Origin of the sequence: Kitasatospora sp. NPDC056731 (genome assembly GCF_040687675.1) — a bacterium.
GTDB lineage: Bacteria > Actinomycetota > Actinomycetes > Streptomycetales > Streptomycetaceae > Kitasatospora.
On record NZ_JBFBNR010000006.1, the window covers coordinates 26223 to 40350 of the forward strand.

Consider the following 14128-nt stretch of genomic DNA (forward strand, 5'->3'; position numbering starts at 1 on the left):
GCACCGAACGCACCGGGTCACGCCGGGTCAGGCCAGCGGCCCGGTGACCCGCTCCACCGCCCGCACCAGTTCCCCGGAGGCGACCAGCGCGGCCGCGGCCTCCAGGTCCGGCGAGAGGAAGCGGTCGCGGCCGGCGCCGCCGACCCCCGCCTCCCGGGCGGCGGCCATCGCGGCCGTGGTGGCCGGGGCCGTCCGGCCCGCGCCGTCGGCCTGCTGGCGGATCTCCAGGGCGCGGGCGGCGGCGGTGAGTTCGACGGCGAGGATCCGGCCGAGGTTGTCGACGGACTGGCGCAGCTTGCGGGCGGCGGACCAGCCCATCGACACGTGGTCCTCCTGCATCGCGGAGGACGGGATCGAGTCGACCGAGGCCGGGACGGCGAGCCGCTTGTTCTCGCTGACCAGCGCCGCCTGGGTGTACTGGGCGATCATCAGGCCGGAGTCCACGCCGGGGTCGTCGGCCAGGAAGGCCGGCAGGCCGTGCGAGCGGGCCTTGTCGAGCAGCCGGTCGGTGCGGCGCTCGGAGATGGAGCCCAGGTCGGCGGCGGCGATGGCGAGGAAGTCCAGCACGTACGCGACCGGGGCGCCGTGGAAGTTGCCGTTGGACTCCACCCGGCCGTCCGGCAGCACGACCGGGTTGTCGACCGAGGCGGCCAGCTCGCGGGAGGCGACGAGCTGGGCGTGGGCGAGGGTGTCCCGGCCGGCGCCGGCCACCTGCGGGGCGCAGCGGATCGAGTAGGCGTCCTGGACCCGCGGCGCGTCGTCCTGGTGGTGGCCGGTGAGGCCGGAGTCCTTGAGGACGGCCAGCATGTTGGCGGCGCTCAGCGCCTGGCCCGGGTGGGGGCGGATCGGGGCGTGCAGTTCGGGGGCGAGCACCTTGTCGGTGCCGAGCAGCGCCTCCAGGGTCATCGCGGCGGTGATGTCGGCGGTGGTGTAGAGCCGCTGCAGGTCGGCGATGGCCATCACCAGCATGCCGAGCATGCCGTCGGTGCCGTTGATGAGGGCCAGGCCCTCCTTCTCCAGCAGTTCGACGGGCTCGATGCCGGCGGCGGCGAGCAGTTCGGCGGCGGGCTTCTCCACGCCGTCCGGGCCGGTGGCCACGCCCTCGCCCATCAGGACCAGCGCACAGTGCGACAGCGGCGCGAGGTCGCCGGAGCAGCCGAGCGAGCCGAACTCCCGGACCACCGGGGTGATGCCCGCGTTGAGCAGGGCGGCCATGGTCTGCGCGACCAGCGGGCGCACCCCGGTCCGGCCGGAGGCCAGCGTCTTCATCCGCAGGAAGACGAGTGCCCGGACGACCTCGCGCTCGACGGCCGGTCCCATCCCGGCCGCGTGCGAGCGCACCAGCGACCGCTGGAGCTGCGCGCGCAGTTCGGGGCTGATGTGCCGGACGGCGAGCGCGCCGAATCCGGTCGACACGCCGTAGACGGGGCGGGGTTCGGCCGCGAGGGCGTCGATCCGCGCCCGCGCCGTCGCCATCTCGGCGAGCGCGTCGGGGCCTATCTCGACCCGGGCGTTCCCCCGGGCGACGGCCAGCACGTCCTCGGCGCTGACGTCGGCCTTGCCGACCTGGACCAGCGGAGCGTCGGGGGCCACAGCACTGTGCATATCCATATACACCATCACATCAGGTGAATGAAGATATGACAACAGGTGGTCGCCATCCGAAACGGCCACGATCGTACGCCCGTACCGGCCAGCAGGATTTTCACCCGGGCCGCCCCGTGCCGCACGCTGGTGCCCACGGACACGCACGGAGGTGGCAGGGCGATGACGCGGGCGACGGCACGGCGCCGGGTGGTGCGGCTGCGGGGGGACGAGCGCGGGGTGCGGCCGGACTCGCTGGCGGCGGAGGAACCGCTGGAGATCCGGCTCGGCGGCGAGCCGCTGACCGTCACCATGCGCACCCCCGGGCAGGACTTCGACCTGGTGGCCGGGTTCCTGGTCGGCGAGGGGCTGGTGCACACCGCCGAGGAGCTCGCCGCCCTGCGGTACTGCGCCGGGACGGACGAGTCCGGCGCCAACACCTACAACGTCGTCGACGCCACCCTGCGCGGCGCCGCCCGCGCGCTGCCGCTGTCCGCGCACCGCAACCTGCTCACCACCAGCGCCTGCGGCCTGTGCGGCCGGGACACCGTGGACGCCGTCCGCACCCACGTCCGCCACCCGGTGGGCGAGGACCCGCTCACCGTCCCGCCGTCCCTGCTGTACGGCCTGCCGGACCGGCTGCGGGCCGCCCAGCGCACCTTCGAGTCCACCGGCGGCCTGCACGCGGCCGGCCTGTTCGACGCCGCCACCGGCGACCTGCTCTGCGCCCGCGAGGACGTCGGGCGGCACAACGCGGTGGACAAGGTGGTCGGCTGGGCGCTGCGCGAGGGCAGGCTGCCGCTGACCGGGCACGTCCTGCTGGTCAGCGGCCGGGCCTCGTTCGAGCTGACCCAGAAGGCCGCGCTGGCGGGCGTCCCGCTGCTGGCGGCCGTCTCGGCGCCGTCCTCGCTCGCGGTGGACCTCGCCGAGGAGCTGGGCCTGACCCTGGTCGGCTTCCTGCGCGGGGAGAGCGCGAACGTCTACACCCGGCCGGACCGGATCGCCTCGCCCTCCCCCGCCTCGCCCTCCCCCGCCACGCCCTCGACAACGGCGCCCTCCCCCGCCGCGCCGGTCACCCCCTGAGCTCGGCCTCGATCAGGTCCGCCGCGCGGGCGGTGCCGCCCTCGGCCCGGCCGGCGGCGGCCAGCGCCTTCAGCCGCTCGGCCACCGCCGGGTCGCCGACCAGCTCCAGCAGCGCGCCGCGCAGCGCCTGCGGGGTGGCCTGCGCGGTGTCCAGCCGGCGGGCGACGCCGAGCCCCACCAGCGCGTCCGCGTTGGCGAACTGGTCGACGGCCTGCGGCACGGCGATCATCGGCACGCCGTGGTACAGCCCCTCGCTGGAGCCGCCCATGCCCGCGTGGGTGACGAAGGCGTCCGCCTGCGCGAGCACCGACAGCTGCGGCACCCACCGGTGCACCTCGACGGTGTCCGGCACCTCGCCCAGGTCGGCCAGGTCGGTGTGCGCGCCGACCTGGAGCACCGTGTGCCAGCCGGGCAGGCCGCCGAAGGCCTGGACGCAGGCCCGGTAGAACGCGGGCTGGTGGGTGAAGGCGGAGCCGAGCGAGACCAGCAGCACCTTCTCCGCGTGCGCCGGCCGCTGCCACCCGCCCTGGTGGGCCCGGTCGCCGAAGCACGGCCCGACGAAGGTGACGCGCCGCTCGTCGACCCGGTCCGCGTTGAGCTGCAGGGCGCGCGGGATCAGGGCGACGGACCGCGCCGGGCGGCCCTTGAAGGCGTCCACGTCGCGCTCCACCGTCCCGGCCTCGGCCAGCCAGTCGGCGAACCGCCGGTAGTGCTCGGCGCCGCCGGGCCCGTTGCGGATCGCCTCGTACACCTCCGCCATGTCCTGCTCGATGCCCTCCCAGCCGACGTAGGTGGGCGACAGCTGCACCACCGGCACGCCCAGCCGCTCGCCGAGCGCCCGCCCGGCGAAGCCCGCGATGTCGCAGAGCACCAGGTCGGGGCGGTCGTCCGCGAAGGCCTCCAGCAGGACGGGGTACATCGCGAGGGCGTCGTCCAGGAACAGCTCCTGGAGCGCCACCGGGTCCTCCTCCCAGGCGTCCGGGCCGCCGGCGAGCGGCAGCCTCGTCGGGTACGGGACGAAGCGGGCGCCGGTCGACTCGACGGCCCCGGCGAAGGAGGCGTCGTTGACGTAGCTGACCCGGTGGCCCCGGGCGACCAGTTCGGCGATCACGGCGAGGCTGGGGTTGACGTGCCCGTGGGCCGGGATCGAGACCATCAGGATGTGGGCGGGGTGCGCGGAGCGGGTCATGGGGGCCTCCAGGGTCCAGAATGAGACGAGACGATCCGTCTCGCTGGCGCCGCTCCAGCATGGTCCGGGGTCCGACGCCACGTCAAGACGATACGGTCCGTCTCGCTGCTGCGCTTAGAATTTCCGCCATGGCCCACAGAACCGCCCCCGACCCGGCCCGCCGCAGCGAACGCTCCCGCGCCGCCGTCCTCGCCGCCGCCGCCGAACTCGTCGCCGACGTCGGCTTCGGCAAGCTCACCATCGAGGCGATCGCCGCCCGGGCCGGCGTCGGCAAGCAGACCATCTACCGCTGGTGGCCCTCCAAGGGCGCCGTCGTCTTCGACGCCTTCCTCGCCGCCAACGAGCACGAGGGCAGCCTCGCCCTCCCCGACACCGGCGACCTCGCCGCCGACCTGCGGGCCGTCCTGCGCCCCGCCGCCGACGAGCTCACCGACCCCGCCCTCGACCGCACCTACCGCGCCCTCACCGCCGAACTGCTCAACGACCCGGCCCTGTACGCCGACTACCGCACCCGTCTGCTGGACCCGCTCCTCGACGTCACCCGCGAGCGTCTGCGCAGCGCCCGCGAGGCCGGCCAGCTCGCCCCCGACGCGGACCTCGACCTCGCCCTCGAACTCCTCTACGGCCCGCTCCACTACCGCTGGCTCTACCGCCTCGGCCCGCTCGACCACGCCCACGCCGACCGCCTGGTCGAGGCGGTCCTGCGCGCCCTCGGGCGGGCCTGACCGCACCGGCCGCCCGCCCCGGCCTCACACCACCGGGGGCGAGGCCGCGCCCGCCAGGGCGACGGCCACCAGGGCACGCATGGCGAAGGCGGCCTGGCCGAGCGGCAGGGTGGCGTCGTCGGCGAAGAGTTCGACGAGCCAGCCGCCGGCCGGGTTCTGGCCGCCGGCGGCGACCATGCCGCGGTAGCCGGAGACGACCAGCATGGCCTCCTCGGCCGGGTCGTTGCCGGCCGCGCCGGCGCGCAGGGCGAAGGCGCCACCGCGGACGGCGCGGCGGGTCATCGGGTAGTGGCGCAGGTCGAAGACGGCGTCCGGGGCCTCGATCTGGGCCCGCTGGGTCTCGGCGCGGGTGCTGCTGGGGCCCCTGGTCATCCGGTAGACGGCGTGCTGGGCGGTGCGCATGAGGTGGGAGCCGGGCGGGACGTAGGAGACCCACCAGCCGACGGCGTCGAGCAGCCGGGCGGAGGCCTCGGCGACGACGACGAGCTTGCCGAGGGTGTCGGCGGGGTGGACGGCCCGGGCGGCGGCGGCCTGGTCGAGGGCCGCGAGGACGGCGGTGAGCAGCTGGCCCGGGTCGGCGCTGTGCGCGGCACCCCGGAAGCGCCGCCGGTCGCCCGCCCCGGCCCGGCCGGGGCGGGCGCCGCGTCCGTCGGCCCGGTGGTGCGGGTCGGCGGCGTCGGCGAGCAGCACGGTGGGGTCGGGCGAGAAGCCGGGGCCATGGCTGCGCCCGGCGACGACGGGGTGGGCGGCGCGGGCGGCCTTGGCCCGGTACTGGGCGGCGTCGGCGAGCCGGAAGAGCCGGTCGGGGGTGGTGACCGGGCCGATGGAGTCGCCGGTGGAGGCGACACCGCAGGCGACGCCCTCGCCCTCGGACAGGGCGAGGGCCCGGGCGCAGAGCTCCTCGGCGACGGCGACGACCTCGTCGGCCTTCTGCCCTTCGGCGAGCAGGCAGAACTCGTCGCCGCCGAGGCGGGCGGCGAGGCTGCCGGGGAGTTTGGCCGCGGCGACCGAGAGCTGGTGGGCGAACCGTTCGAGCAGCCGGTCGCCCATTTCGTGGCCGAGCTGGTCGTTGACCCGCTTGAGGCCGTTGACGTCGCAGACGACGAGCGAGACCACGGTGTTGTCCCGGTTGTGCGCCGTGAGGGCGCTCTCCAGCCGGGTGTCGACGGCGCGCCGGTTGGCGAGGCCGGTGAGCGGGTCGGAGAAGGCGAGTTTGCGCAGGTCGGCGAGGCGTTCGGTCTGGGCGAGGCCGGCCGAGATCTGGGCCGCGAGCAGGGTCGCGTAGTCGGCGTCGGCGGCGGAGAACTCGGGCTTGCCGACGCTGCGGGCCAGGTACAGCTCGCCCCAGGCCTGCCCGTGCAGGACGATCGGGGCGACCACGCAGCAGGCGCGGCCGCGCCGGCGCAGCGCCGCGGCGCGTTCCTGGCAGTACGCGCCGGCGGTGGGGTGGGCGTGTCCGGCGTGCGGTTCGGCGTTCTCGGCGGTCTGCAGCCAGGCCCGCGGGAGGCGCCCGGTGGTCCAGCGCTCCTCCAGATAGGTGACGATCTCGGGGAAGTCGGCGACGGGGTAGGACTCGTCCTCGGGCAGTTCCTCCTCGCCGGGCGCGAGCTCCCCGTGGTTGACCAGGACCCGGAGCCGGCCGGATTCGCGGTCCCAGACGGAGACGGCCGCCATGGTCGCCCCGAGCGCCTCGGTGGCGCGGGCGGCGGCGGCCCGGACGGCCTCCAGCGGGGTGAGCGCGCCGGCCATGTCCTGGGCCAGCTCGACCACGGACTGCAGCCGCAGGTCGGGCAGTTGGCCGGCCGGCTGCGGGCCGCCGCAGTCGCAGTCGCAGCCGCGGTCCGTCATGATCGCCTCACTGCTCACCGGCTCGCCTCGCTCCCTGTGCCCGGTCCTGCCGGACCCCCGACGGCGGCCGCACCCACCCGGCCGCTTTTCACCAAGACTATGGCGGTTTCGTTCGGTTATGCCCCGTTTGCCGGGGCGGACCCGCAACCGGCCGTACGGGTTTCAACCGTTCGGCACCCCAAGCATCGGGACCGGCTCGGGGCCACGTCCTGGAAAAGGCCGGGGAAGGCCGGAAAGGCCCGGGAAAAGCCGGGAAGGGCACAGGAGAAGACCGGAAGGGGCCCGGAAGAGACCGGGAAGGGTCCGGGAGAGGCGTGAGAAGGGCCCGGGAGGGGCAGGGGCGGAGTCCTACTCCGGCTTCAGCCGCCGCGACAGCAGCCACGGCTCGACCAGCCCGAGCCCGCGCACCGGCCGGCGCCACATCGGCTGCAGGTGGAACCGGTGCCCGGCGTCCAGGCCCGGCACCGGCAGGCCCGAGGCGGGCATCCCGGCGGCGGCCGACAGCGCCTCGGCGAGGCCGGGGCCGTCCGCGTCCGGCGGGGCCACGCTGCCGTACTGCTCCAGCGCGGCGGCGAACTCGCCGTCGATCAGCACCGCGTCCTTGGGTGCGATCGAGGTGAGCCGGCTGGCCAGGTTCACGGTGGTGCCGAAGACGTCGCCCATCCGCGAGGTGACCGTGCCGAAGGCCATGCCGACCCGCAGCGCGGGGATGGTCTCGTCCTCGGCGAGGGCCTCGATCAGGCTGAGCGCGATCTCGGCGGCGGTGACCGGGTCCTCGGAGACGTAGAGGATCTCGTCGCCGAGGGTCTTGATGACCCGGCCGCCCTGCCCGGCGATCAGGTCCGAACAGGTGTTCTCGAAGGTCTCGACGAGTTCGCCGAGCTCCTCCTCCTCCAGCCGCCGCGACAGCCGGGTGAAGCCGACCAGGTCGGCGAAGCCCACGGCGAGGCGGCCGCTGGTGATCTCGTTGTCCTCGGCGGCCTGGACCACCCGGCCGGTGACGGCGGCGAGCTGGCGGCGCCAGACGTAGACCAGGAACTGCTCCAGCTCCGGCAGCAGCAGCTCGACCAGCGGGTAGGCGACGTCGGCGCGGGTCAGGCCGGGTTCGACGGCCTGGGTGAGGTTCTCCAGGAAGGTGTCCATCTGCCAGCCGGCCAGCCGGGCGGTGGTCTGGCCGGTGGAGCGGGCCACCTGGATCGCCATCGACTCGCTGAGCAGGCCGGACTCGACCAGGCCGGCGAGCCGGCGCAGGGCGATCACGTCGCCGTCGGTGAGGGCCCGGGACTGGCCGATGTCGGGGAAGCCCATGGCCCGCCAGAAGCGGGTCGCCAGCTCCATCGGGACGTCGGCGGCCCGCGCGGCCTGGTACGGGGTGTAGCGGCGTGGCGCGTCCAGGATCAGGCGTTCCAGTTCGAGCGCGACCGTGGGGTCGTGGGCCCCCGATGTCGCGCCGCTGCTGTCGTCCTCTGCCACCGGTCCGTCCCCGTGCGGTCGCCGCACTTGCCTCGTGTCCTGCCTGTCCGGGCGCGCCCGCCACCCGGCGGGCAGTGGCGCGCCTCACACCGCTGCCAGGTGGAATGTTCGCACGGAATCGCGTGATCCGGGGCATCAGCCCGGGTCAAGGAGAGGTGAAGAGTGCCGTTCAGCGGGGCTCGGGGCGCACGTGGACGACGTCCCCCGCGCCGACCGCCCGGCGTGCGCCGTCGGGGGTGCGGACCACCAGGCGGCCGTCGCCGTCGATCGCCACCGCCTCGCCGACCAGCTCCCGGTCGCCCGGCAGGTGCACCTTCACCTGGCGGCCGAGCGTGGTGCAGCGGTCCGCGTAGGCGCGGAGCAGCTCGCTGGTGTGCGGGTCGCCGGCGGCGGCCGTCCAGGTGCGGTACAGCCCGGCGAACTCGCGCAGCAGGGCGCGCAGCAGGGTGGACCGGTCGGTGACCTCGGCGCCGGCCAGCGCGAGCGAGGCGGCGGTGGGGACGGGCAGCTCGGGCTCGCGCAGCGAGACGTTGATGCCGAGCCCGGCGACCACGGCGCCGCCGCTCAGCTCGGTGAGGATGCCGCCGAGCTTGCGCTCCGCACCGTCGATCTCCACCTGGAGGTCGTTGGGCCACTTCAGCCCGACCTCGACCCCGGCGACCCGGCTCAGCGTGCTGGCGGTGGCCACCCCGACCAGGATCGGCAGCCAGCCGTAGCGTTCGACCGGCACCTCCTCGGGGCGCAGCAGGACGGACAGGAACAGCCCGGAGCGGGCCGGGGCGCTCCACTGGCGTTCCAGCCGGCCGCGCCCGGCGTTCTGCACCTCGGCGACCAGCACCGCGCCCTGCGGGGCGCCGGCCCGGGCGCGGGCGGCGAGGTCGTTGTTGGTGGAGCCGGTCTCGGCGACGACGTCCACCGAGGTCCAGAGCCCGTCCGGGACCAGCAGGTCGCGGCGCAGCGCGGCCTCGTCCAGCGGCGGGCGGTCCAGGTCGGTCCACGGCGACGGCCCGGCGTGGCCGAAACCGCGCAGTCCACTGCGGCGGGGGGAGTCGGGTGCGGTCATGGTCCAGAACACTAGGTCCTGTCCGGTCGCATGGGGCGTAGGCCGCCCCATCGTCCCGCAGAACGCGCGTTGACACACTGTGTCGATGGCCATAACGCCAGGACATGACGTCCGGGCCGGTGCGCTGGCTACGCTACCCAACGGTAGTTCGCAGCGCCGCCCTGCCCTCATGCGCGGGCCCCCACTCCGGCCCGCTCGCACTCGAACAGGTCGCGGCCCATGGATCAGGGAGAGCCACCGGATGACCGAGGCGCCGTACGACCCCCACACCACCGCCGGCAAGCTCGCCGACCTGCGGCGCAGGCTCGACGAGGCGGTGCACTCCGGCTCCGCCGCGGCCGTGGAGAAGCAGCACGCCAAGGGCAAGCTGACGGCCCGCGAGCGGGTCGCGGAGCTACTGGACGAGGGCTCCTTCGTCGAGTTCGACGAGTTCGCCCGGCACCGCTCGACGAACTTCGGGCAGGAGCGGAACCGCCCGTACGGCGACGGCGTGGTGACCGGCTACGGCACCGTGGACGGCCGCCAGGTCGCCGTCTTCGCCCAGGACTTCACCGTGTTCGGCGGCTCCCTGGGCGAGGTGTTCGGCGAGAAGATCGTCAAGGTGATGGACTTCGCGCTGAAGACCGGCTGCCCGGTCATCGGCATCAACGACTCCGGCGGCGCCCGGATCCAGGAGGGCGTGGTCTCGCTCGGCCTGTACGGCGAGATCTTCCGCCGCAACGTGCACGCCTCGGGCGTGATCCCGCAGATCTCGCTGATCATGGGCCCCTGCGCGGGCGGCGCGGTGTACTCCCCCGCGATCACCGACTTCGTGGTGATGGCCGACCGGACCTCGCACATGTTCATCACCGGCCCGGACGTGATCAAGACCGTGACCGGCGAGGACGTCGGCATGGAGGAGCTGGGCGGCGCCCGCACCCACAACAGCAAGTCCGGCAACGCGCACTACCTGGCCACCGACGAGAAGGAGGCCGTCGAGTACGTCAAGAGCCTGCTCTCGTACCTGCCCTCCAACAACCTGTCGGACCCGCCGTCCTACCCCGAGCAGGCGGACCTCACCGTCACCGACGAGGACCTCGAACTCGACGCCATCGTGCCGGACTCGGCGAACCAGCCGTACGACATGCGCAAGGTGATCGAGCACATCGTCGACGACGGCGAGTTCCTGGAGACCCAGCCGCTGTACGCGGGCAACATCATCACCGGCTTCGGCCGGGTCGAGGGCCAGTCCGTCGGCATCGTCGGCAACCAGCCGATGGACCTGGCCGGCTGCCTGGACATCAACGCCAGCGAGAAGGCCGCCCGCTTCATCCGGACCTGCGACTCCTTCAACATCCCGGTGCTGACCTTCGTCGACGTGCCCGGCTTCCTGCCCGGCACCGAGCAGGAGTGGGACGGCATCATCCGCCGCGGCGCCAAGCTGATCTACGCCTACGCCGAGGCGACCGTCCCGCTGATCACCGTGATCACCCGCAAGGCCTTCGGCGGCGCGTACGACGTCATGGGCTCCAAGCACCTGGGTGCCGACCTCAACCTGGCCTGGCCGACCGCGCAGATCGCGGTGATGGGCGCGCAGGGCGCGGTCAACATCCTGCACCGGCGGGAGATCGCCGAGGCCGAGACGACGGGCGGTGCCGAGCAGAAGCGGGCCGAGCTGATCGCCTCGTACGAGGACACCCTGCTGAACCCGTACCTGGCGGCCGAGCGCGGCTACGTGGACGCGGTGATCCCGCCGAGCGAGACCCGCCGGCACATCGTCCGGGGTCTGCGGGCGCTGCGCGGCAAGCGCGAGGTGCTGCCGCCGAAGAAGCACGGCAACATCCCCCTGTAGGCCCCCGTCGGGAGAGAATGAGCCATGGCCCCGATCCACGTGCTGCACGGGCAGCCGACCCCCGAGGAGCTCGCCGCCGTCCTGGCGGTGGTCCAGGCCCGGGCCGCCGCCGCGCAGGCCGCCGCCGAGTCGGCGCGCCGGGCCGGTGCCGGCCCGGCCGCCCCCTGGAACGACCGTTCCCGCCTGTTCCGCCAGGCCGTCCACCCGGGCGTCAACGCCTGGCGGACGTCCGGCTGGGCGAGCTGATCCGCCCGGTGCGGAGCGGGAAGTCGGCCCGTCCGACTTCCCACTCCGCACCCGTTCGGGCCCGTCCGCCCGGATTGCCCGAAAGCTGAGTACGGATACTCAGGCGCCCGGGGCCGGGCGCGGCGCACCCTGGACGTGTGCTCTGGTCAGACCCCCGCGACGAGCCCTCCCCGGAGGCCCGCCGGATGATGGAGCGGCTGCACCGGGCCGGCCGGGTGCTCGCCGCCCTCGCGATGGTGGCCGCCGTCCTCCTCCTGCTGTGACCGCCGCCCACCCGACTGCGGTGACCGCCGCTCACCCGACCGACGCGACCGTCGTTCACCCGAACGGCGGACACCGGCACCCCCTACCCTGAGGGGCATGACCGACCAGCGCATCCTCGTCCTCGCCTCCGCCTCCCCCGCCCGCCTCGGACTGCTGCGCCAGGCGGGCCTCGACCCGCGCGTGGTGGTCAGCGGCGTCGACGAGGACGCGATCAGCGCCGCCACCCCGGCCGAACTCGCCCTGGTGCTGGCCGAGGCCAAGGCGAAGGCGGTCGCCGCCGAACTGACCGGCGGCGAGCTGGTGATCGGCTGCGACTCCGTCCTGGAGCTGGACGGCCAGGCCCTCGGCAAGCCCGCCGACGCCACCGAGGCGCTCGCCCGCTGGCAGTCGATGCGCGGCCGCGCCGGGGTGCTGCGCACCGGCCACTGCGTGATCGACACCGCGACCGGCCGGCAGTCCTCGGCGACCGCGTCCACCACCGTCCGCTTCGGGACCCCGGACGACGCCGAGATCGCCGCCTACGTGGCCTCCGGCGAGCCCCTGCACGTCGCCGGGGCGTTCACCCTGGACGGGCGCTCGGCGCCGTTCATCGAGGGCATCGACGGCGACCCGGGCAACGTCATCGGCCTCTCGCTGCCGCTGCTGCGCACCCTGCTCGCCGACCTGGACGTCCGGCTGGTCGACCTCTGGGCCTGACGGCCGGGCCCGCAGGACCGCGGCGGCCCGCCGCCCGTTCCACCGTCGTTTGAGCCGGCCGCGCGAGAGTGTGTCCGATGCCACCGGGGCACCGGACAACGCCCGGTCACCCGTTGTGGATCCGGCCGGTTCGACCGCACCGGCCGCGACCTGCGGCGTCACCGGACGGGCGGTCGACGGGCCCCGGAAATTCATCACCGTCCGTGTGGGATAGTTCACAACCTGGGGCTACTCGCCGGTACCGCCCAGGAATCCATAAACTCGACCAGGTTCAAGAAGGGAGCCACAGTGCGCAAGGTGCTCATCGCCAACCGCGGGGAAATCGCCGTCCGCGTCGCCCGGGCCTGCTCGGACGCCGGTATCGCCAGCGTCGCCGTCTACGCCGAGCCGGACCGGGATGCGCTGCACGTCCGCGCGGCCGACGAGGCTTACGCGCTGGGTGGAGACACCCCCGGCACCAGTTACCTGGACATCGCCAAGGTCCTGAAGGCCGCAGCGGACTCCGGGGCCGACGCCGTCCACCCCGGCTACGGGTTCCTGTCGGAGAACGCCGACTTCGCCCAGGCCGTCCTCGACGCGGGCCTGACCTGGATCGGCCCGCCCCCGCAGGCCATCCGCGACCTCGGTGACAAGGTCACGGCCCGGCACGTGGCGCAGCGCGCCGGCGCGCCGCTGGTCGCCGGCACCCCGGACCCGGTCTCGGGTGCCGACGAGGTGGTCGTGTTCGCCCGGGAGCACGGCCTTCCGGTCGCCATCAAGGCGGCCTTCGGCGGCGGCGGCCGCGGCCTCAAGGTCGCCCGCACGCTGGAGGAGATCCCGGAGCTGTACGAGTCCGCGGTGCGCGAGGCCGTCGCCGCCTTCGGCCGCGGCGAGTGTTTCGTCGAGCGCTACCTGGACAACCCGCGGCACGTGGAGACCCAGTGCCTCGCGGACAAGCACGGCAACGTGGTGGTCGTCTCCACCCGTGACTGCTCGCTGCAGCGCCGGCACCAGAAGCTGGTCGAGGAGGCGCCCGCGCCGTTCCTGACCGCCGAGCAGAACGCCGAGCTGTACCGGGCGTCCAAGGCCATCCTGAAGGAGGCCGGCTACGAGGGCGCCGGGACCTGCGAGTTCCTGGTGGCGCTGGACGGCACGATCTCCTTCCTGGAGGTCAACACCCGGCTGCAGGTCGAGCACCCGGTCACCGAGGAGGTCACCGGACTCGACCTGGTCCGCGAGATGTTCCGGATCGCCGACGGCGAGGAACTGGGCTACGGCGACCCCGAGGTGCGCGGCCACTCGTTCGAGTTCCGCATCAACGGCGAGGACCCGGGCCGGGGCTTCCTGCCCGCGCCCGGCACCGTGACGCTGTTCGCGCCGCCGTCCGGCCCGGGCGTCCGGCTGGACTCCGGCGTGGAGACCGGCTCGGTCATCGGCCCGGCCTGGGACTCCCTGCTGGCCAAGCTGATCGTCTCCGGCCGGGACCGCAAGCAGGCCCTGGAGCGGGCCCGCCGCGCGCTGAACGAGTTCAAGGTGGAGGGCATGGCCACCGCCATCCCGTTCCACCAGGCGGTCGTCACCGACCCGGCGTTCGCGCCCGAGGTGCACGGCGGCGAGGGCCCGTTCACGATCTACACCCGGTGGATCGAGACCGAGTTCGACAACACCATCCCGCCGTTCGCGGGCGCGGCCGGCGACGGCGAAGAGGCCGAGGGCCGCGAGACCGTCGTGGTCGAGGTCGGCGGCAAGCGGATCGAGGTCTCGCTGCCGTCCTCGCTGGGCGTCTCGGCGGCCCCGGCGGCCGGTGCGGCGGGTGCCGCGAAGGCCAAGCGCCGGGTGGGCGCCAAGAAGGCCGGTTCGGCCGTCAGCGGTGACACCCTGGCCTCGCCGATGCAGGGCACCATCGTCAAGGTCGCCGTCGAGGAGGGCCAGGTCGTCGCCGAGGGCGAGCTGATCGTGGTCCTGGAGGCGATGAAGATGGAGCAGCCGCTGAACGCGCACAAGGCGGGCACCGTCGTCGGCCTCAAGGCCGAGGTGGGCGCGAGCGTCAGCAGCGGCGCCGCGCTGTGCGAGATCAAGGACTGACGCGCTCCCTGGAGCACCGGCCGGCCCGTACCCCCTCGGGGGTGCGGGCCGGCCGCGTTCGC

11 protein-coding genes and 1 pseudogene are annotated in these 14128 nt (G+C 74.3%); 7 read left to right on the forward strand and 5 right to left on the reverse strand.

The features are described from left to right. Nucleotides 1-27: 27 nt before the first annotated feature. Nucleotides 28-1611, reverse strand: a complete 1584-nt coding sequence (gene hutH / locus AB0R04_RS07970; protein ID WP_363369169.1) for a histidine ammonia-lyase — start codon at nt 1609-1611, stop codon at nt 28-30. A 156-nt stretch (nt 1612-1767) separates the two neighbouring features. Between hutH and fdhD the strand changes: the two genes are divergently transcribed. Beyond that, nucleotides 1768-2667 carry a formate dehydrogenase accessory sulfurtransferase FdhD gene (fdhD, locus tag AB0R04_RS07975; RefSeq protein WP_363369170.1) on the forward strand — a complete coding sequence of 300 codons (900 nt, stop codon included), beginning with the start codon at nt 1768-1770 and terminating at the stop codon, nt 2665-2667. Here the strand turns inward: fdhD and AB0R04_RS07980 are convergent. Further along, the gene (locus tag AB0R04_RS07980; protein WP_363369171.1) at nt 2657-3856 is read right to left on the reverse strand and encodes a macrolide family glycosyltransferase; all 1200 of its coding nucleotides are present in this window, start codon (nt 3854-3856) and stop codon (nt 2657-2659) included. The two genes, fdhD and AB0R04_RS07980, sit on opposite strands and share 11 nt — an antisense overlap. 128 nt (nt 3857-3984) lie before the next feature. Between AB0R04_RS07980 and AB0R04_RS07985 the strand changes: the two genes are divergently transcribed. Continuing rightward, nucleotides 3985-4581, forward strand: a complete 597-nt coding sequence (locus AB0R04_RS07985) for a TetR/AcrR family transcriptional regulator (protein ID WP_363369173.1) — start codon at nt 3985-3987, stop codon at nt 4579-4581. Between the two features lie 723 nt (nt 4582-5304). Here the strand turns inward: AB0R04_RS07985 and AB0R04_RS07990 are convergent. From AB0R04_RS07990 to AB0R04_RS08000, 3 genes and pseudogenes are all read right to left on the reverse strand, one after another. Further along, nucleotides 5305-6330, reverse strand: a pseudogene (locus AB0R04_RS07990) (diguanylate cyclase); the annotation flags it as partial. Between the two features lie 447 nt (nt 6331-6777). Continuing rightward, complete coding sequence (locus AB0R04_RS07995; protein ID WP_363369175.1) at nt 6778-7902, reverse strand: adenylate/guanylate cyclase domain-containing protein; 1125 nt, start codon at nt 7900-7902, stop codon at nt 6778-6780. A 169-nt stretch (nt 7903-8071) separates the two neighbouring features. Further along, nucleotides 8072-8965, reverse strand: a complete 894-nt coding sequence (locus AB0R04_RS08000) for a biotin--[acetyl-CoA-carboxylase] ligase (RefSeq protein ID WP_063351348.1) — start codon at nt 8963-8965, stop codon at nt 8072-8074. 241 nt (nt 8966-9206) lie between these two features. On the opposite strand from AB0R04_RS08000, the gene AB0R04_RS08005 reads away from it, so the two are divergent. The 5 genes from AB0R04_RS08005 to AB0R04_RS08025 all read left to right on the forward strand — a co-directional run bounded on the left by AB0R04_RS08005 (nt 9207) and on the right by AB0R04_RS08025 (nt 14066). Next, nucleotides 9207-10796: an acyl-CoA carboxylase subunit beta gene (locus AB0R04_RS08005; RefSeq protein ID WP_363369177.1), complete on the forward strand. Its 1590-nt coding sequence runs from the start codon at nt 9207-9209 to the stop codon at nt 10794-10796. Nucleotides 10797-10820: 24 nt separating this feature from the next. Further along, a complete protein-coding gene (locus AB0R04_RS08010) occupies nt 10821-11042 on the forward strand; it encodes an acyl-CoA carboxylase epsilon subunit (RefSeq protein ID WP_363369179.1) in 222 nt (73 codons plus the stop codon). A 137-nt stretch (nt 11043-11179) separates the two neighbouring features. Continuing rightward, entirely contained in the window at nt 11180-11305 is a 126-nt protein-coding gene (locus AB0R04_RS08015; protein ID WP_279634918.1) for a hypothetical protein, read from the forward strand. A gap of 97 nt (nt 11306-11402) precedes the next feature. After that, the gene (locus AB0R04_RS08020) at nt 11403-12002 is read left to right on the forward strand and encodes a nucleoside triphosphate pyrophosphatase (RefSeq protein ID WP_363369180.1); all 600 of its coding nucleotides are present in this window, start codon (nt 11403-11405) and stop codon (nt 12000-12002) included. Between the two features lie 288 nt (nt 12003-12290). Continuing rightward, on the forward strand, nt 12291-14066 hold the full coding sequence (locus AB0R04_RS08025) for a biotin carboxylase N-terminal domain-containing protein (protein WP_363369182.1): 1776 nt from the start codon (nt 12291-12293) through the stop codon (nt 14064-14066). The last annotated feature ends 62 nt before the right edge of the window (nt 14067-14128 follow it).